Here is a 20631-nt window from a genome sequence, read left to right on the forward strand (position 1 = left end):
ATGATTCCACTGATTCACGACCTGTCCGGTGAGACTGTCCTCGTGTTCGGCGGCGGCCCCGTCGGCGCACGAAAGGCCCGGCGGTTCGCACGCGAAACCCGAACCGTCGTCGTCAGCCCCGAGTTCGCCGAGCAGGATTTCGGTGACGCCGAACTCATTCGTGCGGCTCCGACCGCCGACGGTGTGTCCAGTTGGGTCGAGCGGTTCGAACCGGCGCTCGTCGTCGCGGCGACAGACGATACCGAGGTGAACGACGCTATCGTCGCGGCGGCGCGTGACTGTGACGCGCTGGTCAACCGAGCCGACCGAAGCGGCGAGCGCGAGGTTGGAAGCGTGGTCGTCCCCGCGACAGTCGAAGACGGCACCGTGTCGGTTGCAATCACCACCGGCGGGGCGAGTCCGGCCCTGTCGAAGTACCTCCGCGAGCGTATCGAGACCGAACTTGAGGGAGCGGGTGCGATGGCCGCGCTGACCGCGGACCTCCGCGAAGAACTCAAGGATTCTGACAGGTCTCCGTCCGAGCGCCGTGATGCGATTCGCGCTGTGGTTCAGGATTCGTCAGTTTGGAAGGCTTTACGTAGTGGCGATGCAAATCCCCGACGAGAGGCAGCGCGCGTGATACGAAACACACAGCGGGGTGATTCATGAGAAACGCAGGAGTCATCTCTGGTGTGAGCGTGGCCCACGACCGGGCTACCGTCCGAGAGATAGAATCCGCTTCGAGTGACGACGTACAGACGGTCGTCAAACGACTCCTCGCCTGCGAGGGCGTCTCGGAGGCGTTCTCCTTACAGACGTGTAACCGGGCCGAAGCGTACGTCGTCACCGACGACGCGACCGACGGCCGTCGCGCGCTGGACGATTTCGCTCCCGACGTCCGAGACGGGAGCGTTCGACACATGGACCACGAGGAGAGCCTTCGCCACCTCATGCGCGTGGCGGCGGGGCTCGAATCGCTCGTCCTCGGTGAAGACCAGATTCTCGGGCAGGTCAAATCCAGCATCGAGACGGCTCGAGAACTCGGCGCAATCGGCCCGATGCTCGAAGATGCCCTGCTGAAAGCGGTCCACGTCGGCGAGCGCGCCCGCGACGAGACGGCAATCAACGAGGGGGCGGTCTCGCTCGGAAGCGCCGCCGTCAGACTTGCTCGGGCGGAACTGGACGAACCAATCTGTGCGAGCACCGCCCTCGTCATCGGTGCCGGTGAGATGGGGACGCTCGCCACGAAAGCGCTCGCGTCCGTCAATGTCGGCGAATTGGTGGTGGCGAACCGGACCGTCTCACACGCAGTCCACCTCGCTCGTGAGGTTCCCGGCGTCACCACCGCTGCCGGACTCGACGACATCAGCGACTTGCTCGGCGAGGCAGACCTCGTCATCACCGCGACGAGCAGTCCGGACTACGTCGTCGACGCCACGCATCTGTCCGGTGCCGAGACGACGATACTCATCGATATCGCACAACCCCGCGACGTCGACCCCGCCGCCGACGAACTCGACGGTATCAGCGTCCGCGACATCGACGACTTAGAGACGGTCACCGACCGAACGGCCGAACGCCGCGAACGTGCGTCCCGTGCGGTCGAAGCCATGATAGACGAGGAGTTCGACCGCCTGCTCGCCGCCTACAAGCGCAAGCGGGCCGACGAGGCCATTAGCTCGATGTACGAGGCCGCAGAGCACGTCAAGCGCCGCGAGGTGTCGACCGCGCTTTCGAAACTCGAAGCACAGGGAGACCTCACGGACGAACAGCGTGAGACGGTCGAATCCCTCGCAGATGCGCTTATCGGCCAACTGCTCGCCGCGCCGACGAAGAGCCTCCGCGACGCCGCTGGCGACGACGACTGGACGACCATCCAGACCGCGATGCGCCTGTTCGACCCGGGATTCGGCGACCTGCCCGGACCGAACGCCGCGGACTCGTCGACACCGCGTGTGGACATTCCCGACGACCACCCCATCGAGATGGACCGTGACGTGTCCGAAAAAGAGGTGTCTCGTCGGATGCTCGAACAGCTCTCGAACGACTGAGAGCGTTCAGAACGACTGAAGACACTCGGTTCGGACCACTGAGAGCGTTCAATTCTGTTTCTGGCGACGATACTGACCGGCCGCAGTCGTGGTGAAGCTTCTTGTACGAAGCCGAGTCCAATCGCCCTCAATGGACGTCCCAGTTCGACCGACGCTGATACTATCGGGAATCCCCGGAGGGAGTGTGTCCCGTCGTCTCTGCGGTTCCCGAAACTTCGGTCGGCGACTCATCTCGCGGTTCCACGTACGTCACAGCCGCCGTCTCATCGAAGGGACGCCCCGACGGCGGGTGTGCGACCTCGCCGATGTCACCCGGGCGACCGTTGTCGGGCGAGTCGTCGAGGTTGCGGGCGACGGCCCCGCAGTCAAGACATGGCGGGAAGGGGGTGCAGAAGGGGAAACAAAAAGCAAGCCAGTTGTGGGTCGGACGACTCGGCCGTTCACCGTCGGCGACGAAACAGGAACCGTTCGCGTTCGCGTGCCGCCGGACGGGCATATCGTCGCCGCCGACGGGCATGGGACCGTCAGCAGGTGTGACCCGCCAGTCGTCCTCGACTGTGGTGACACAGTATCCGTTACGGGGCACGTCGTCCGCGGGCGAGGGACAGACCGACTCCTGACCGGCCCAAGGTTCGTCATCGCAGTTCTGTGACGACCCGGCAGAATCCTTATCGGTTTACCGCCCGACAGATTCGCCATGGCAGATACACTCTCCGCAGACGAGGTCGAGGCGCAACTGAGTGACGGCTGGGAACGCGACGGCGACGAAATCGTCCGCGTCTACGAGTTCGATGATTACCTCGACGGCGTGGCGTTCGCCACCGACGTCGGCGAAGTCGCAGAAGAGGAGTTCCACCACCCGGAGATAACGATTCGGTACAAAGAGGTCGAAGTCCGCCTCACGACCCACGACGCGGGTGGAATTACCGAAAAAGACCTTCGTCTCGCCGACCTGTTCGACGACGAGTTGTGAGCGGCGATGGGACTCACGTACGTATTCCGCGTTCGCTTCTATCTCGAAACGGCGGCGGGCGTCCACACTGACCCCCGCGAGTTCGAGACGGTTGTTCGCGTCACACCGCCGGAACCGGGCGAGTCCGGATGGATGCTGTTCCGGGACGCGCTCTGGCGCGGTGAGGTAAACGACGACGTCTACGCTCGCCAACTCGCCGAGTCGTGGCTCGATGTGTCGGTCGTCGCCTGCGAATTCGCCGAGTTGCGGACGGACGAAGACGCGCTGGACGACCTTCGCGAGGTCATCGCCGCGAATCTCGACGAGTTCAACGCCGAGTCGGTCCGTGAGGTGCTACACAAGTACTTCGGGAGCGCAATTCATATCAAATCAAACGAATGAGAATCTGCAGCGGCAGAAGACATTTATTCGCTCTTGACCTACATAGTTATCCGAATGGTCGCCGATAATTACAATTTCTGGCTGTTCGACCTCGACGGTACCCTCGTGGACGCCGAATGGTCCTACACGCGCGACGTGTTCGACCGGGTCGGCGAACGGTTGGGCCGCCAGTTTACCGACCGAGAAGCAGAGATAATCTGGCACGGACTCGGCGGTGCACGCGACCCGACCCTCCGCGAGTGGGACATCGACCCCACCGAGTTCTGGTCCGCCTTCCACCGTGAGGAAGACCCGCTAAAGCGTGCCGAAGTAACGTACCTCCACGATGACGCCGCCCGACTTATCGACGAAATCCACGCCACGGGCCGCCCCGTCGGCATCGTAACGCACTGCCAGCAGTTCTTGACAGACCCCGTGTTGGACCACCTCGATATCCGCGACTGGTTCGACACCGTCGTCTGTTGTACCGAAGAGACTGGCTGGAAACCCGATGCACAACCCGTAAAGCGTGCGATTTCACAGCTGAGTCGAGACGACCAACTCCTGACCGACGGCGGGACCGCAGGTGTCCTCGCCGGCGACGGTGAAAGCGACATCGGTGCCGCGTGGAATGCCGGTCTCGACGGGATTCACGTCGAACGACACGGCCCCGACCACCGCGGTCGTTGTGTCCTCGGCGAGTACCGCGTCGAGACGTTTGACGAACTCCCGCGGGCCGGAGACTAATAACCGAGTCTACGAGCAAAAGCGTCCCGTGGCTGACAGCAATCCGTCGATTAGTAGAGCGTCTCGGCAGGCATCGGCCGGGCGTAGATATCACCGGCGCTCGTGACGGCGAGTTGGAAGTCGTCGTAGGGGAATCGGATTTCGATACCCGGACGCTCCTCGTCTTCGATGACCGGACGAAGCAGTTCTTCGAGTGCGTCTGCGTCGATAAATTCGTATAGGGGGTTCTCGATAGCTGGGAGTCCGGCGTGGGACTCGATGGCCTCGACGATGACGATACCGAGTTCTTCGTCACCAACCCACTGGCCGATGAGTTCCCAGTCCTCGTTGAGACTGAAGGTTGCTTCCGAAGTGGCGTCGGCATGGTCCGAGAGTGCTCTGGTCACCGCCGATGAATCATCACCTTCGAGTCCGATGTCGACACCGGCGCTGGCGTCCTCGTCGGTGAGGTTTCGGACACGCTGGAGCACCGTCGAGAGGTCACCGGGACCAGCCTTTTGGACGTACTCAGTGACGCCAGCGGTCGAAGCCACATCGGCGACTTCCGGCCACTCCTTCGCCGTGAACAGGAAGATAGGGATGTCGTCGCGCTCCTGTCGAACGGCTTCGACAAGTGAGACTCCGTTGGGAAGGACCAACGAGTCACTGACGACGCAATCGACATGCTCTCGTGAGACGACGTCGAGCGCTTCGCTGGCCGACCCAGCGGTACGGAGAGAAACCGCGTCGAGTTGTCGAAACGCGGCCTCCGAGAGCGCAAGCATCTCGGGGTCGTCGTCAGCATGAAGGACTGTTAGCGGACGATGCATATAGCCTATATTTAGACTACGTCGGTAAAAACGTTCCACATATTTTATACTTCAATGAATCATGAATATCTGAACGTGGAGAGGTTTCTTTTTAAAGCGTTACCGTCGTGTTCGGACCTTCTCGAACCCTGTGAGCGCGTCAAATATGTCGTCGCTTTCGGCGAGTACGTCGCCGAACGACCGCACACTCGGCTTCTCCGTCCGGGCGGAGTTTGCCAGGACTCGAACAGGTTGCTCGCCGAGTGAGACAAAGTCCAACCCGAGCGAGTCGGCCGTCTCACGAAGTCCCAAGCCGACGGCCGCGCGTCCGGACCGGACGGCACGGGCCGGACTCTCGAACGCCTTCGCCCCGTGGTCGAATCCTTCGATTTCGTCAACGAGTTCGTGTCGGGTCGTCCCGCGCGCCTCGGCGAGGGCGGCGATGGCGTCCCCGAGTTCGGTTCGCAGCCCAGAGTTTGTATCGCGGTTGACGAACCGCAGGTCTTCGTCGACGAGTTCTTCGAGACCGGTCACGCCGTCCGGGTTTCCAGCGGGGACGACAAGTCCCCACTCGCGTGTCCACGACCCGAGTTCGACCGCGTCCACGTCTACGTCTCCGTGGGTCTCACCCGCGACGACGGCCACGTCGGGAATCCCGTCGCGGAGTCGACGAATCCCCTCGCGCGACCCGAATGCGAGATACCGCGGTGTCGGTACGCGGTCGAGCAGTCGCGATAGGGCCGGGTCGTCCTCGCCGACGCCGAGCAGTTCCGGCGGACGAACATCGGGTGAGAACAGTTGGACCGTGACCGATTCGCCTTCGGCGAGATACTCGACATCGGCAGGGATTTCGACCACGCCGTCCGCTTCGACCAGACTCGTCGTCGCGCCGGAGCCTTTGTCGACGGGGTAGACGAGCATCTCACCCGCGCCGTCGGACTGCGTTTGGCGGGGTGACGGCGTTCCTCCGATGACGAGACCGACCGGCATGAGTCGCGTCCGGCCCTCGGCGTATCGCTCGCGGACGGCCATCGACCCTTCGACGGTCGCAGTCTGCGGTTCGGGGAGTCCCGCAGCGCTGCGGATGGCTGGTGCAGCGAAGGTTCGGAAAATCGTGAGCGCCGAGACGGGGTAGCCGGGCAAGCCGATGTAGGCGCTTCCCTCGCCGAGCGTGCCGACGAGCATCGGTTTTCCGGGCTTGACGGAGACGCCGTGAAGCAGCAACTCGCCGCGTTCTTCGACGACGCGGTAGATAACGTCAACCGCGCTCGCCGAGGTCGACCCCGACGAGAGGACGAGGTCGCACTCGTCGGCCGCCTGTCTGAGCAGGCGCTCCATCTCGTCGTAGTCGTCGCCAGCGTGGGGGTAGAGTTTGGGCACGCCGCCAGCTTCCTCGACGCCCGCAGCGATGGTGTAAGTGTTCACGTCGTAGATTTGGCCCGCTTCGGGTCGCAGCTCTTCACCCGGTCGGACGAGTTCGTCACCGGTCGAAACGATGCCCACGACGGGCGCGCCGCGGACGGGCACCTCGTCGATGCCGAGCGCCGAGAGAAGCCCGATTTCGCGGGGTGTGAGTCGCGTTCCGGGACCGAGCGCACGAGCGCCTGCGGCGATGTCGGTTCCGGCGGGCATCACGCTGTCACCCGGCGCGACGGATTTGTAGACGACGAGTGAATCGTCTCGCTCTTCGGTTCGTTCGACGATGACGACGGCATCTGCACCCGGCGGCATGACCGCGCCGGTCGATATCTCGACCGCGGTTCCGGGGTCGACTTCCACGTCGGGTTCGGCACCCGCGTGAACCTCGCCGACGAGTTCGAGCGTGACTGGGTCGGCTTCGTCCGCGCCGAACGTGTCGCGGGCGCGAACTGCGTAGCCGTCCATGCTCGCGCGGTCGAAGCCGGGAACGTCCATTCCGGCGTCGATTCGCTCGGCGAGGACGCGCCCGCGAGCGTCGGACAGCGGGACGGTCTCCGAATCGGGTGTCAGGTCGAGCGACGCGATGGTCTCACGCGCCGCTGCTGGAGTGGACAGGTCGCGGAACTGCCGTCTCATGCGGACCACTCCCACCCCTCGACGGTGACAGTTTCGCCTTCGTCGTGGCCCTCCAGGTCCTCGGGGACGACCACCCAGCCGTCGGAGAGTGCGACGCTGGAGAGAATCCCCGACCCGCTGGTCCGGGCAGGTTCAGCAGTTATCTCGTCGCCGGAGTGGTCGAGCCGGACGCGGGCGAAGGTCCGAGTGCCGGGTGAACTCGGGACTTTCCGGGTGAGCGTCGCGCCGACCGTCGGAAGTGGGCGCTGGGGAAGCGAGCCAACGTGTTTGAGCAGCGGTCGGAGGAACTGGAAGGCGTTGACGAGGCAGGCGACCGGGTAGCCGGGGAGCATGACGACTGGCGTGCCTTCGACAACGCCGAGCGCGACGGGGTGGCCGGGTTTGAGCGCGACGCCGTGGACCAGTACCTCGCCGAGTTCGGCGACGACATCGGGGATGAGGTCGCGTTCGCCGACGGACGACCCGCCGGTGGTGACGACCACGTCGTGGTCGAGGTCGGACTCGATGGCCTCCCGAAGCAGGTCGGCATCGTCGACGACGATATCGCGGTAGGTCGCGTCGCCGCCCCAGCGCTCGACCAGTCGGGAGACAGTCAGTCCGTTCGTCTCGATGACCTGACCGGGTTCGGGGTCGGATTCGACGAGTTCCTCGCCTGTCGGTACGACGGCGATTCGGGGGCGCTCGAACACGGTCACGTCTTCGACGCCGACCGACCGAAGGAGTCCGAGGTCAGACGGTCGAAGTTCGTGTCCGACGTCGAACAGCGCGTCGCCTTCGCGTACGTCTTCACCGCGCTCGCCGACGTTCTTTCCTTCAGCGAGGGGGGAAAACACCTCCAGTTCGTCGCCGAGGCGTTCCGTGTCTTCGACCATCACGACGGCGTCGGCACCGTCCGGAAGGTCGCTTCCCGTGTGGACGCGGGCCGCGGTGCCGGGCTCGACTACGCCGTCGACGACGCGGAGGATACTCGGTGACCGACCGCTCGCCCCGAAGGTGTCGGCCGCGCGGACGGCGTATCCGTCGACTGCGGCGCGGTCGTAGCCGGGAACGTCCGCGGGTGCGACAGCGGTTTCGGCAAGTGCCCGACCGTCAGCCTCGCCGAGCGGGCGTCGCTCGGTCCGTTCGTGGGGAGAGACCGCCGCGAGGAGTGTCTCGCGGGCATCCGCCACCCGGGTTCGTTCTTTGAACCCGGCCGTGCGTCGGTCGTCGTGGTTCATAGCGAACCTTTGGCGGCGGGGACAAAAAGCGTCGGCCCCGCTCTCGATTTCGGAGACTGCGCCGGAGGTCGGTCGAACCGCGAGGTGTGCGTGGCGGCCGAACTTCGAACCGCGAGACGGATGTGGGGCGGTCGAAGACGGATGTGGGGCGGTCGAAGACGGATGTGGGGCGGTCGAACCTGCATCTCGAGCTTACACGCGCCCGCGCGGGACCGCCGGGTTTTTCGACCCCGCCTCCTTATGGTCGCTCATGTCAACGCTGCGCGACGCGCTGTCCGAACTCCCGGACGCGGTGTTCGCCGACCTGTTGGAATCCGAGACGTCGTACCTGCTGGTCCTCGACCTCCCGGGTGTGACCGCCGGGACCGCCGACCTTCGGGTCGAGAAGGGTCGATTGGTCGTCGAAGCGCGACGCGACAAAAGCCTCCCTCCGGAGTTCGATTACGTCCGCGAGGAACGCCCGTTGTTCCTCGATGCCGAACTTCCACTTCCTCCGGACGCCGTCGCCGACGACGCCGAGGCGACGATGGAGCGCGGAACCCTCGAAATCCGCCTTCCAAAGCGTAAGGCCGCCACAGAGCGGACCATTCCCATCACCGCTGGCGACGACGAGGGAACCTCGTCGGCCCACCGGAAGACATCCGGCGACGTTGATGAGGGAACCACATCAGCCCGCCAGAAGAAATCCGGCGACGACGCCTGACGAGGCGGGTGGTCACGCTGGTCAATCTTCGCGCCTATTGGCGGTTCCTCGTCGTCCTGTACCAGTTCTTCCCGCTTATCGTCGCGTACACCCGCGACAAGCGGAAGTACATCCTCTTCGGCGGCACACGCCGCGTCTCGACGGAGATGCGCGTCAAGCGTGCCGAAGTCCTCTTAGAGTCGCTACTCACGCTCGGCCCGACGTTCATCAAACTCGGCCAACTGCTGTCGACGCGTCCCGACATCCTCCCACCGCAGTACATCGATGTCCTCGGGAGCCTCCAAGACGACGTGCCGCCTGCGCCGTGGTCCGAGTCGAAAGTCGTTCTCGAAGAGGAACTCGGCCCGGTCGACGAGGCGTTCGACTCGTTCGACAGCGACCCGATAAGCGGCGCGAGTCTCGGGCAGGTGTACGTGGCGGAGTACGAAGGCGAGAAAGTCGCCGTCAAGATTCGACGCCCCGGTATCGAGGAACTCGTCGAAGCCGACCTTCGGGTGATTCGGTGGTCGCTGCCGCTTCTCATGCGCTTTATCGGCCAAAGCCGAGCGTTCTCGCTCGAAAACCTCGCCGACGAGTTCGCCAAAACCATCCGCGAGGAGATGGATTACGACGAGGAAGCGGAGACGCTCCGGCAGATTCAGGAGAACTTCGAAGACGACGACACGCTCGTCATCCCCGAACCCATCGAAGAGCGGTCGGACGACCGGGTACTCACGATGGAGTACCTCCCGGGGACGAAGATAAACAACGTCGCTGCACTCGACGAACTCGGTATCGACCGGACCGAGTTGGCGACGAACCTGCAACGAACCTACCTGCAGATGATTGTCGAAGACGGCGTCTTCCACGCCGACCCGCATCCGGGGAACCTCTCTGTGACCGACGACGGGCGAATCATCTTCTACGACTTCGGGATGCACGGGGAGGTCGACCCGTTCATCCAAGAGAAAATCGTGGAGTTCTACATCGCCGTCGCCAATCAGGACGTGGACGCGATTCTCGACACCCTCATCGAGATGGGGACGCTCAGCCCCAACGTCGACCGACAGGTGATGGGCGACGTGATGGAACTCGCCATCGCGGACGCTCGCGGCGACGACATCGAACAGTACCGGGTCAATCAGATTCTCGAACAGGTCGAATCGACCATCTACGAGTTCCCGCTTCGACTCCCGCGAAATCTCGCACTCGTCTTGCGCGTGGCAGGCGTGGTCGAAGGAGTGTGCGTCACGCTCGACCCGAACTTCGATTTCATCTCGGTGGCGACCGACTATCTGACAGAACAAGGCTACCGCGAAGAGAGTATCCAGAAAATCATCGAAGGCTTCGGACAACAGACCCAGCAGACTGCCCAGTCGCTGGTTCGCGTCCCGCCGAAACTGGAGCGTGTCCTCGACAGGGCGGACCGAGACAACCTGACCGTCAACGTCCGCCTCGAAGACAACAAAGGCATCTTCGACCGACTGGCGAAGCGACTCATCTACGGTATCTTCCTGTCGTTCGGGTTTGTCTCGACGGTCATCATCTACGCGCTGAATCCGGAGAATCTCACTGCTGTCGGGGCCGCCGGGGTGCCGACGGCAGTCGTCGCCGTGCTCCTGTGGCGGTCGTTCCGCGGGCGAAAGGGCATCCGTGCCACGCCACAGTTCACCCGGCAGAACCTCCGACAGCAGCGCGAAGAGTAATCAAAGCTGAGAATCAGGCGCATAATTTTATCCGTATTCGTGAAGTAACCTCCCGCCATGACGGAGTGGCGGCCGGTACTCGTTGGAACGTGCCTCGCCGCGTGTACCGAGGCGCTTGTCTACGCGATGACCGGACAGTTCACGCTTGTCGGCGGGGTCACAGGGAGTGCACTCGCCGGATACGTCGTCGGCACCGACCCTGCCGACGGTGGGTGGCACGGACTGATGGCTGGCGTCGTCTGGGGAAGTCTGCTCATGCCCGTCTCCATCCTCCTCACGTTCCTCAACCGAACGCCGATTCTCTTCCCATTTCAGTATCTTATCCCGCTGTTCGAGTCGCCCGGAGAGCTCACGACAGCCATCATGTTGGCACTGGCGCTGCCTAACGTCGCCACGGGGATGCTCGGCAGTCTCGCCCGCCGCGACGCCAAAGGGACGTGGTTCGACCCGGCGATGGCAGAAGTCGATGCGGTTGAAGACGCCTGAGTGGCGCGGTCGAATCCCTGTGAACTGAGCGGAGCAGTCGAACACCGAGGAAGCGTGTCTGGCCGCCTGCGGAGGCCACGGCAAGGATTCGCGTGCGAAGACGGTTCCAAACCGTTTATACCTTCCATCCGATAACGAGTGGACATGGCGAAAGAGCAGAAGCAGGTGCGCGAGCTCCAAGAAGGCAGCTACGTCATGATGGAAGAAAAGCCGTGCAAAATCTACGCTTATAGTACCGCAAAGCCCGGTAAGCACGGCAGCGCGAAAGCGCGTGTCGAAGCCCGCGGTGTCTTCGACGACAAAAAGCGCTCGCTCTCCCAGCCTGTCGACGCGAAGGTGTGGGTCCCCATCATCGAGCGAAAGCAGGGCCAGGTCGTCTCGGTCACCGGCGAAGACGCCCAGATCATGGACCTCGAGACCTACCAGACGTTCACGATGCTCATCCCGGACGACGAAGACCTCAACCCCGAAGACGAGATCGAGTACCTCGAGTACGAAGGCCAGCGAAAGATCGTCTAAACGGGGGCGAGAGAGATGTTCCCCGGAGCCATCGCAGACCGCGAGGTCGCTGACTACGTTATCGTCGGTGCTCCGCTCGACATCTCCACGTCATTCCAACCTGGAACCCGTTTTGGACCGAATCGTATCCGTCGGTTCGCCGAGTCGTTCGACGATTACGACCGGCGCACCGACCAATTTTTCACTGACTTGCGCGTCCACGACGCGGGAGATATCCGCGCGTGGGACGACGCACCTGAATACAGCGAGTGGCTTGCCGGGAGCGTCCGCGACGCCGTCTGGGACGATGCCGTTCCGCTCATCCTTGGCGGTGAACACACCGTCACGGCCGCTGGCGTCACCGGCGTCGAACCCGACGTGTTCGTCTGTCTCGACGCCCACCTCGACCTCCGGCGCGAGTACGATGGCAACGAATGGAGTCACGCCACGATTACGCGCCGCGTGCTCGACAAACTCGACGTCGACGAGGCCATCATTCTCGGCGCGCGTACCGGGTCACCCGAGGAGTGGGAACGCGCCGAATCGGACGACGTGACCGTCGTCGAGCCCGAGGCGGTCGCCGACTGGAATCCGGATTTCGACGACGAATCGGTCTATCTGAGCGCCGATATCGACGCCGCGGACCCTGCGTTCGCGCCGGGAACCGGGACGAAAGAGCCGTTTGGCCTCACGTCTCGCGAGATGCGTGACGTGGTTCGGGCGGTCGCCCCGTACACGGACGGCTTCGACGTGGTCGAAGTGAACGACCGAGACGACGGACAGGCGGCGTCGTTGGCGGCGAAGTTGCTTCGGGAGTTCGTGTTTTCGCACGCCGCGACGGACGACTGAGTTCACGTCTCACACGCCGCGGACGACCGAGTTCACGTCTCACACGCCGCTGACGACTGAGTTCACACTCGCACCTGCGTTCGGTCGGTCTTCTTCCGATTCGACCGCATCCCGTTTCTTACAAGTCGCCGAACCACGACTGACCAGTATGCAACTCTCCGAAATCGTCTCCCAGCTCGACGAGACGCTCTCGACCGCCGACTTCGCCGACGTGGACGCCAGCGCGAACGGCTTGCAGGTCGGCCCCGACGAGAAATCCGTCGAGACGGTGGCGTTCGCCGTCGATGCCGCGGAAGCGACCATCAAAGCGGCCGTCGATGCCGACGCCGACTTGCTCGTCACCCACCACGGACTGGTCTGGGGCGGTCTCGACCGCCTGACCGGACGGGATTTCTCCCGCACCGAGCCGTTGATTCGCAACGACCTCGCGCTCTACGTCTCGCACCTCCCGCTCGATGGCCACCAAGAAGTCGGGAACGCGGCGGGCGTCGCCGACCATCTCGGTCTGTCGGACCGCGAGCCATTCGGCGAAATCGGTCCGATTCACATCGGCCAGTCCGGGGCGTTCGAGTCGCCGAAGACGGCCGACGAGATTCGAGCGGCGCTCGACGACCTTGACGGCAACGAGGGGACGCAAGTGCTCGACTTCGGTCCCGACGAGATTTCCGAGGTCGCTATCGTCACCGGCTCCGGCGTCGACTGGCTGGACGAAGCCATCGACCGCGGCGTCGACGCGCTCGTCACCGGAGAAGGTAAACAGAAGGTGTACCACGAGGCGCGCGAAGCCGGAATCTCCGTATTCCTCGCCGGGCACTACGCGACCGAGACGTTCGGGGTTCGAAACCTCGAAAAGAGGGTCGCCGAGATGGGATTGGAAACCGTGTATATCAGCCACCCGACCGGGTTATAGGACTGTTTGATTGGCCTTGTTGAATCCCTCAACCGATGATATGTTCTGGGGGGCGTGATAAATACACAGCGCGTATCGGTCAACGTGATTAGTGAACCAGCGCAGGGTCAAGCCAAGGGAAATCGAAGATTACCCGTATCCAACAATCGCGGAGCGGTTTGCGAGACTCTGAGGCACTCGCTTGCTTATCTGTAGATTAGGTGAATAACCAAATCTTTAACACTAAATTAGGCTAGCCTAAACATATGTTGGACGACGTCGCGGTACGCGAGGTACCGACACAGCAAGACATCGTGAAGCACGACGGCACGGCATTGAGGATGGGCCTGCTCGTCGGCAGTACCAACCCGCTTTCCGGTGGCGACTCCTGCAATGAGGGTCCTACTGGTACTTCTAGGAAAAACCGCTTACACTCACGATGTCGCCAACACAATTCGTTAAGCTTGAACCGACGTCAGAAAGCTCCGTACCACACAGTTCCAAGTAAATGACAACAGCCAGCCGCGACGTCGTCATCATCGGTGGTGGTCCAGCGGGATGCGCTGTCGGGGTCTGTACTGCCCGATACGGACTCGACGCCGTGATATTCGACCGGGGGAACTCATCACTTCGCCGTTGTGCGTTTCTGGAGAATTACCTTGGGTTCCCTGCGGGTATCGACATCGAGACGTTCTACAAACTCATGCACGACCACGCCGTTGAGGCGGGCTGTGACCTCGTATCCGACATGGTCGAGTCTGTTGAGCGTACGGATGGTGGCTTCCGTGTTCGGACCCAAGACGGCCGCTCCGTCCTCGCCCCACGAGTCGTGGCGGCGACCACCTACGATGGCGAATATCTCAGGGGACTTGACAGCGACGAGGCGATGTTCGACACCCATGAGCATCACGGTGAGGTTCACGAAGAGTTCGACCGTGAGTACGCCGACGCCGACGGACGGACTTCGGTCGACGGACTGTACGTGGCCGGGGGTCTCGCTGGACATGGCGAACAGGTACTCGTCGCAGCCGGGCACGGAATGACCGTCGGCCGTGAACTGCTGGCCGATGTCCGCCGCGAAGAAGGGTACTGGGAAGAAGCCGCCCCCCACTACGACTGGCTTCGGCGGCGTGCGGCTCTCGATTACGACTGGGACGACGAAGAGACCTGGCACCGGCAATTCGCGGATCACAGGGTAGCTGACGACCACGACATCGATCAGGAGCGACTCCAACGGGTCCGCCAGCGCGAAATCGAGTTCGTCAAATCCAACCACCTCGACCGGTCGGAGATTGACCATCGTCGAGAACGCGCACAACGACGGCTCGCTACTCATCTCGACGAGGAACTCCTCCTCGAGGTCATCGACGACGATCGGTTACGGGAATACATGGCCGAACAGGCGGAGACGGCGGGTAATGGCGGGAGGGACATTCGCGACTAATATCCAATAGAATTGGGAGACGACGCCGTGGCAGTGACGCAAGGTCCACCGCTGGACCGGACAGACCAGGGTGGCAGAGAGCCCTGTTCTCGTAGCTGTCCAGGGTACAGGTAGAAATAGTTATGTGTTTTTAGGTCAGCCTAAAAGCATGGCAACAGAGACCGACGTTCACGAGGTTCCGACACGGAGGGAGATGATAAAGGGCGGCAGTACCATCCTCGGCGGAGGGCTGCTCGCGGGATGTACCAGCGATGGTGATAACCCAACGCCGGCAGATGGGACTGACACGGCGACGAACTCGCCGCCGCCGACGGACAGTCCGACGTCGTACGAGGTGACCATCGAGCCGGCGGGGAGCCGCACGTTCGAGGAGGCTCCAGAAACGTACGCGAGCATTCCCGGAGCGTGGATGGATATCGCGATGGGATTTGGCATCCAGCCGAAGGCTGTCGCGGCCTTCGATCGGCTCCCGTTGAAGTACTACGATGCGCTCCCCGGCGTCGATTTCGATGCCGATGCCGTCCGAACGCTCGGTGAATCGGCCGAATCGCAGTACGATAAGGAGGTGTTCTACGACGTTGACGTTGACGTCCATCTCATGGACCCGCGTATGCTGAAGAAGTACTCAGGGTGGAATGACGAGGACCTCGAAGAGATTGAATCGAACGTCGGCCCGATTCTCGGGTCACTGATTCGGTTCCCGTTCGGCGGACGCGATCCGTACTACACGCTCTACGAGGCGTTCGAGAAGGCGGCTCAGATTTTCCAGCGTCAGGCCCAGTACGAGGCGTGGGTCACCCTCAAGGAGTCGTTCTACACCGACATCGAATCCCGTGTGCCCGTCTCGGGAGACGACATACCGACGGTCGCCGCCTTCAACTTCGGGTTCGACCCCGAGTCTGGGAAGTTCTTCGCGGCGAACATCGACGCGCCGCGGAACGATACACGGAGCTTCCGGATGCTGGGCGTCAACAATGCGTTCCAGGGCGAAGAGTACATCCCATTCAAGCCGATTGGGACCGAGAAACTCCTCGATGTCGACCCCGACTACATTGGGATGATCGGCTCCCTCTCGTATATCGATGACACTCAGTTCCAGAAGATTGTCGAGACGGCACAGGACCACGACACGCTGAGTCAACTACGTGCCGTCGAAAACGGGAACTTCGTCCGGACTGGCGGCCAATACATGGGACCGATTATCGACCTCTTCTCGGCGGAGGCGCTCGCCAAACAGCTGTATCCCGAAGAGTACGGCGAGTGGCCTGGTTCGATTCAGGATGTTCCCGAAGAGGAGCAGCTGTTCGACCGCCAGCGGGTCGCGGACATCATCAACGGCGACGTCTAATCCAGAAACGCATACAGGCTCCGACACTCATTACCTACGCACTCCCATGGCTATTTTCGGGAGCTATCTGAATCCAGCCTCGTATGCAGTAGACCATTCCTCTCAGAATCAGCAGGGAGAACTATTCTATGATACACTCCCAACCGAGCAGTAATCAGTAGCCGTCATTTTCAAATCCCGCCAAGCCTCCACACGGCTTCGCCGGACCGGGGCGTTCAAACGCTCGGCCGTCGCACATCACCCCATGAGCGACCACGACGACGCCCACGACGGCGGGCACGAGGAGTCCCACGGCGACGAGGGACACGACGATACCAACGAGGAGGGCGGCTACGAGATGCCGCACCGAGAGGAGTTCCAGCACGACCCGTTAGGCCACGCCGAGGTTCACGGCGGCATGACCGTCGGCGAACTCGTCGAGCAGTACGGCCACGCCGGAATCGGCGCGGCCGACGTTCACGAGGCGGCCGACATCTACGCCGAGATGCTGGCCGACGAGGACTGCACCGTCTTCATGTCGCTCGCCGGCGCGATGGTTCCCACGGGCATGCGTAAGGTCGTCTCCGACCTCATCCGTGACGGCTACGTCGACGCGCTCGTGACGACGGGCGCGAACTTGACCCACGACGCCATCGAAGCTATCGGCGGCAAGCACCACCACGGGTGTGAGAGCCACGACGAAAAGACCCACCGCGAGCACGACGAGACGCTCCGCGACGAGGAGGTCGACCGCATCTACAACGTCTATCTCCCGCAGGAGTACTTCGCGCTGTTCGAGTCACACCTTCGAGACGAGGTGTTCCCGCCGCTCGAAGAAGAGGGCATCGTCAGCATCGAACGCCTCTGCCGCGAACTCGGCCGCGCCAACAGCGAGGTCAACGAGCGCGAGGGAATCGAGGAAGATGCGGGCGTTGCCGCCGCGGCCTACGAGTGCGACGTCCCCATCTACTGCCCGGCAGTGCAGGACTCCGTCCTCGGCTTGCAGGCGTGGATGTACTCCCAAACCTCGTCGTTCTCGTTGGATGCGCTTTCGGACATGACGCCGCTTACGGACCTCGCGTACGACGCCGACAAGGCCGGTTGTCTCCTCGTCGGCGGCGGCGTTCCGAAGAACTTCACGCTCCAGACGATGCTCGTCACACCCGGTGCGTACGACTACGGCGTCCAGATTACGATGGACCCCGCGGCGACCGGCGGCCTCTCCGGCGCGACGCTCGATGAAGCTCGCTCGTGGGGGAAATTAGAGAAAGACGCCCGGAACACGACGGTGCTGGGCGATGCAACCATCATGCTCCCGCTTCTGGTCGCGGCAGCCCGCGAGCGACTCGACTGAGTCGTTTTCGAATTCGATATTTTCAGTTCCTTGATTCGAGGCGTTGTCACTGGATTGATTGGCAAGTTCTCAACTCCGAGAACTGCGTACTAACATCTAACAGTCGCGACTGGCATCGTCGGGATGAATGAAAGAGCCGTCGCTCGGGTCGATTATCGGAGACCGCTCCGATGTCGAACTCGCGGCCATCTTCGAGCGAATTTGGGAGGCACGAGGATACGAGGCACGGGTCAGGTTCCACGGCCCGGACGTGAACGTCGAAGCCGAGGGCGAAACACCTGAAGGGGCGCACCGTGAGATTCGTATCTGGGTGACGTCGACCAGAGCCATCACTGCAGACATGACGAGCGCGTTCGTCAGGACCTGCAATCGGGCAGATATCGAACCCTACGTGGCTGCAGTCGGCCACGGCCGACTCGAAGCCGACGCGTACCAACCCGGACTCGTCGTGCTCGACGCACCTTCGATTGCCGTCGAAGTCCGCGAAACCGGCGTCGAGTCCTTCGTGCACCAACTCGTCGATGAGGATGACGAATCCACCGCGACGAACTGGTTGGGCGACCCCGTCGACGCCGACGGGGAGGCGGACGAAACTGCGACCGACGAAACCGACGACGAGGAGGACGGCGAAGACGACGATGACAAGATATCCCGCCGCGAGGCCGTGAAAAAGGCCGGCACGTACGTCACCGGCGGTCTCGTGACGTACCTGATTGTCGAGAAGATATCGGACATCGTCCAACGGTCTCCGAAACTTCGGGCGGCCATCTCGCGCCGTGCGGCGTGGGTCGAATCCCACCTCCCCGAGATTAACACCCCTACGGTCGAGTGGTCGGTGCCGACTCCCCAACCGCTCTACGACGACCCGAGGCAACCCAACCGCACGACTACGTCGAGCAAGCCCGCGAACGCGACAGCGATTCCATACGAGACGCTTCGGGAAGACCCTGCGGCATACACCGGAACGGCCGTCACGTACACCGGCCGAGTCGAAGAGACGATGGAGCGAGGTGAGATACGATTTGCGACGATTGCCGTCGAGGACTCGAAAGGCCGCCTTCGCGGTGATGTGGTTGCCCGCTGGCCCGTGGGTCAGTTTTTCGACGACGATATCGGCTTTCGGCTCCTCGATACCGAGCGCGTCCGAATATGGGGTGTCGTTTCCGGTGCAGGGTCGTTGTCTGGGAGCAGGCAGTACCCACAAATCGATGTCTCGGTGCTGGAGAAAGCGTGACTAAACTCGGCTGAGACCGATGGTGATTACTCGATTGCGGGGCGATATACGGGTGGCCGATGACGACGGCACCGTTCCGAACCGAACTAGGCACTCGGTGATGCGGAGCCCTATGAGTGCCGAGGCCGACCATTCTGGTCCCGTTTCAGACCAAATAAACCCAAGAAATCCAATTTCAGGGAGTTTTGTAGCATATTGACTATATAGTCGTTCGGTGGTTGATTTTCATAGGATTTCAGTGGGCCGAGGGAGGCCCGAATGATTATTATCAATCGATGGTGTCGCACAATTGTTCTCACGCCGTGTGAGAATGATGTCTGTCTCGACTGCGACCATTCGACCATATTTCCATACACTGACCGAGATGACGAGATAACATCCGCGCTCTGTGCTCTCCAAGGTGAGTGGATTCATTTATGGATGTACTGGGAATTACGGATACTGTAGGCGTTTTCGCCATTTGCCGTCTGCGGAACCGTTTCGCTCCTCGTCTTTTCGGGGTGGTTAGCCGAGTGTGACCTGATCAGACCCGGATTGCCTGAACTATATTCGACAGACCTTCTATATCTAATACGAAAGATGAACGCACTACGAATTGACCACGTTCACCTCCGAATCCCGGAGGACGAGATCGAGCACGCAGTCGAATTTTATCAGGGCCACCTCGGGTTCCCGCTCGAAGGATTCGACGAGTACGAAGCGGGTGAGACACCGATTTTCCACTTCCGGCTGACACCAGACACGATTATCCACGTGAGACCGACCGACGAGTTCGTCCACCCTGAACGCGAGAACTTCGATCACCTCGCAATCATTCTGAACGAGGATATCAAAGACGTCAAGCAGGAACTCGAGGACGCCGGCGTCATTATCGAGCGAGAAGGGACGCCCTACGGTGCGACTGGTGAAGCCCCAGCAATCTACGTTCGAGATCCGTTCGGCTATCTTCTCGAACTCAAAGAACCCGTCGTGGAAACAGCCTAATCGACGCACGCACACGACCACCAACTACAATTCAGCACATATGGGACGCCTCATCGACGGCCACTGGAAGACGACTGACGAATTGACCGAGAACGACCAGAATCGAAGTGACGATGGATTCCGGGAGCGGGTCTCCCCGGACTCTCGATATCCCCCGGAATCGGGACGCTATCACCTGTACATCGCCCGCGCCTGTCCATGGGCACACGGGGCTACCCTCGTCCGGAAACTGCTCGGGCTTGAGGACGTCATCTCAATGGACATCGTCGACCCCGACCGTGGGGCCGGTGGCTGGCAGTTCACCCCTGACAAACCCGGCTGTACGCCGGATTCCATCCACGATTCGGACTTCCTCCACGAAGTCTACACAGCAGCCGACCGGGAGTATACTGGCGGCGTCACCACGCCAGTCCTCTGGGACCGAGAGGACGGGACTATCGTCAACAACGAGTCCATCGAGATCATGCAGATGCTCGCGACGGCGTTCGCTGACCACACCGACGAGTACGACCTGTACCCGGCGGGCAAGCGTGACCGCATCGACGCGGTCGTCGAGAAACTGTACGAACCGATTCTCAAAGGCGTGTATACTGCCGGCTTCGCGCAGTCGCAGGACACCTACGAGAGAGCAGTCGAGGCCATGTTCGACGCCCTCGACTACTGGGAGGACGTGCTCGATAACCAGCGATTCCTCGTCGGGGATTCACTCACCATCGCCGATCTTCGACTGTTCCCCGCGCTGGTCCGGTTCGACCCGGTCTACTACACGCATTTCAAGTGTAACATCCGACGACTCGTCGACTATCCCAACCTCTGGGGATACACGCGCGACATTTACCAACACGACGGCGTCTCAGAGACGGTTAATCTCGACCACATCAAGAAGCACTACTACCGGAGTCACACGGATATCAATCCGACCGGATTCGTGCCGGTCGGACCGAATATCGATTTTACGGCCTCTCACAGTCGCAAACGAACAGTAAGTAAATGACATCGGCCCAATGA

Annotated in this window: 21 protein-coding genes; 18 read left to right on the plus strand and 3 right to left on the minus strand. The window is 62.0% G+C overall.

What is annotated here, in order from left to right; genetic code table 11:
- The 6 genes from HFX_RS11895 to HFX_RS11920 all read left to right on the plus strand — a co-directional run bounded on the left by HFX_RS11895 (position 1) and on the right by HFX_RS11920 (position 4110).
- On the plus strand, positions 1-648 hold the full coding sequence (locus HFX_RS11895; RefSeq protein WP_004059733.1) for a precorrin-2 dehydrogenase/sirohydrochlorin ferrochelatase family protein: 648 nt from the start codon (positions 1-3) through the stop codon (positions 646-648).
- The gene (gene hemA, locus HFX_RS11900; RefSeq protein ID WP_004059732.1) at positions 645-2030 is read left to right on the plus strand and encodes a glutamyl-tRNA reductase; all 1386 of its coding nucleotides are present in this window, start codon (positions 645-647) and stop codon (positions 2028-2030) included. Before HFX_RS11895 ends, hemA begins: the two co-directional genes overlap by 4 nt.
- A gap of 130 nt (positions 2031-2160) precedes the next feature.
- Positions 2161-2682, plus strand: a complete 522-nt coding sequence (locus HFX_RS19715; RefSeq protein WP_238547486.1) for a hypothetical protein — start codon at positions 2161-2163, stop codon at positions 2680-2682.
- A gap of 45 nt (positions 2683-2727) precedes the next feature.
- Positions 2728-3003: a 4a-hydroxytetrahydrobiopterin dehydratase gene (locus HFX_RS11910; RefSeq protein ID WP_004059730.1), complete on the plus strand. Its 276-nt coding sequence runs from the start codon at positions 2728-2730 to the stop codon at positions 3001-3003.
- 6 nt (positions 3004-3009) lie between these two features.
- On the plus strand, positions 3010-3384 hold the full coding sequence (gene lwrS / locus HFX_RS11915) for an LWR-salt protein (protein WP_004059729.1): 375 nt from the start codon (positions 3010-3012) through the stop codon (positions 3382-3384).
- 54 nt (positions 3385-3438) lie between these two features.
- Positions 3439-4110 carry an HAD family hydrolase gene (locus HFX_RS11920; RefSeq protein WP_004059728.1) on the plus strand — a complete coding sequence of 224 codons (672 nt, stop codon included), beginning with the start codon at positions 3439-3441 and terminating at the stop codon, positions 4108-4110.
- Between the two features lie 50 nt (positions 4111-4160).
- Here HFX_RS11920 and HFX_RS11925 read toward each other — a convergent pair whose 3' ends face one another.
- The 3 genes from HFX_RS11925 to HFX_RS11935 form a co-directional block, all read right to left on the minus strand.
- Complete coding sequence (locus HFX_RS11925) at positions 4161-4919, minus strand: response regulator (RefSeq protein WP_081603727.1); 759 nt, start codon at positions 4917-4919, stop codon at positions 4161-4163.
- A 99-nt stretch (positions 4920-5018) separates the two neighbouring features.
- On the minus strand, positions 5019-6953 hold the full coding sequence (locus HFX_RS11930; RefSeq protein ID WP_004059726.1) for a molybdopterin biosynthesis protein: 1935 nt from the start codon (positions 6951-6953) through the stop codon (positions 5019-5021).
- Positions 6950-8170: a molybdopterin molybdotransferase MoeA gene (locus HFX_RS11935; protein ID WP_004059725.1), complete on the minus strand. Its 1221-nt coding sequence runs from the start codon at positions 8168-8170 to the stop codon at positions 6950-6952. The genes HFX_RS11930 and HFX_RS11935 overlap by 4 nt, the downstream gene beginning before the upstream one ends.
- 250 nt (positions 8171-8420) lie before the next feature.
- Between HFX_RS11935 and HFX_RS11940 the strand changes: the two genes are divergently transcribed.
- From HFX_RS11940 to HFX_RS11995, 12 genes are all read left to right on the plus strand, one after another.
- Positions 8421-8873, plus strand: a complete 453-nt coding sequence (locus HFX_RS11940) for an Hsp20/alpha crystallin family protein (RefSeq protein ID WP_004059724.1) — start codon at positions 8421-8423, stop codon at positions 8871-8873.
- 8 nt (positions 8874-8881) lie between these two features.
- Complete coding sequence (locus HFX_RS11945) at positions 8882-10558, plus strand: ABC1 kinase family protein (RefSeq protein WP_004059723.1); 1677 nt, start codon at positions 8882-8884, stop codon at positions 10556-10558.
- Between the two features lie 57 nt (positions 10559-10615).
- Positions 10616-11044, plus strand: a complete 429-nt coding sequence (locus HFX_RS11950; protein ID WP_004059722.1) for a DUF5518 domain-containing protein — start codon at positions 10616-10618, stop codon at positions 11042-11044.
- 144 nt (positions 11045-11188) lie between these two features.
- Positions 11189-11563 (plus strand): translation initiation factor IF-5A, encoded by a 375-nt coding sequence (locus HFX_RS11955; RefSeq protein WP_004059721.1) that lies wholly within the window; start codon positions 11189-11191, stop codon positions 11561-11563.
- Between the two features lie 15 nt (positions 11564-11578).
- Entirely contained in the window at positions 11579-12391 is an 813-nt protein-coding gene (speB, locus tag HFX_RS11960) for an agmatinase (protein ID WP_004059720.1), read from the plus strand.
- 148 nt (positions 12392-12539) lie between these two features.
- Entirely contained in the window at positions 12540-13301 is a 762-nt protein-coding gene (locus HFX_RS11965) for a Nif3-like dinuclear metal center hexameric protein (RefSeq protein ID WP_004059719.1), read from the plus strand.
- 487 nt (positions 13302-13788) lie between these two features.
- Positions 13789-14724, plus strand: a complete 936-nt coding sequence (locus HFX_RS11970) for an NAD(P)/FAD-dependent oxidoreductase (RefSeq protein WP_004059718.1) — start codon at positions 13789-13791, stop codon at positions 14722-14724.
- Between the two features lie 148 nt (positions 14725-14872).
- Positions 14873-16072 carry an ABC transporter substrate-binding protein gene (locus tag HFX_RS11975; protein ID WP_004059717.1) on the plus strand — a complete coding sequence of 400 codons (1200 nt, stop codon included), beginning with the start codon at positions 14873-14875 and terminating at the stop codon, positions 16070-16072.
- Positions 16073-16316: 244 nt separating this feature from the next.
- A complete protein-coding gene (locus HFX_RS11980) occupies positions 16317-17405 on the plus strand; it encodes a deoxyhypusine synthase (RefSeq protein ID WP_004059716.1) in 1089 nt (362 codons plus the stop codon).
- A 127-nt stretch (positions 17406-17532) separates the two neighbouring features.
- Positions 17533-18639, plus strand: a complete 1107-nt coding sequence (locus tag HFX_RS11985) for a hypothetical protein (RefSeq protein WP_004059715.1) — start codon at positions 17533-17535, stop codon at positions 18637-18639.
- Between the two features lie 579 nt (positions 18640-19218).
- A complete protein-coding gene (locus HFX_RS11990; protein ID WP_004059714.1) occupies positions 19219-19623 on the plus strand; it encodes a VOC family protein in 405 nt (134 codons plus the stop codon).
- A gap of 40 nt (positions 19624-19663) precedes the next feature.
- Positions 19664-20617, plus strand: coding sequence for a glutathione S-transferase family protein (locus tag HFX_RS11995; protein WP_004059713.1), 954 nt, complete (start codon positions 19664-19666; stop codon positions 20615-20617).
- Positions 20618-20631 lie beyond the last annotated feature (14 nt).

This window comes from Haloferax mediterranei ATCC 33500 (genome assembly GCF_000306765.2).
Classification (GTDB): Archaea; Halobacteriota; Halobacteria; order Halobacteriales; family Haloferacaceae; genus Haloferax; species Haloferax mediterranei.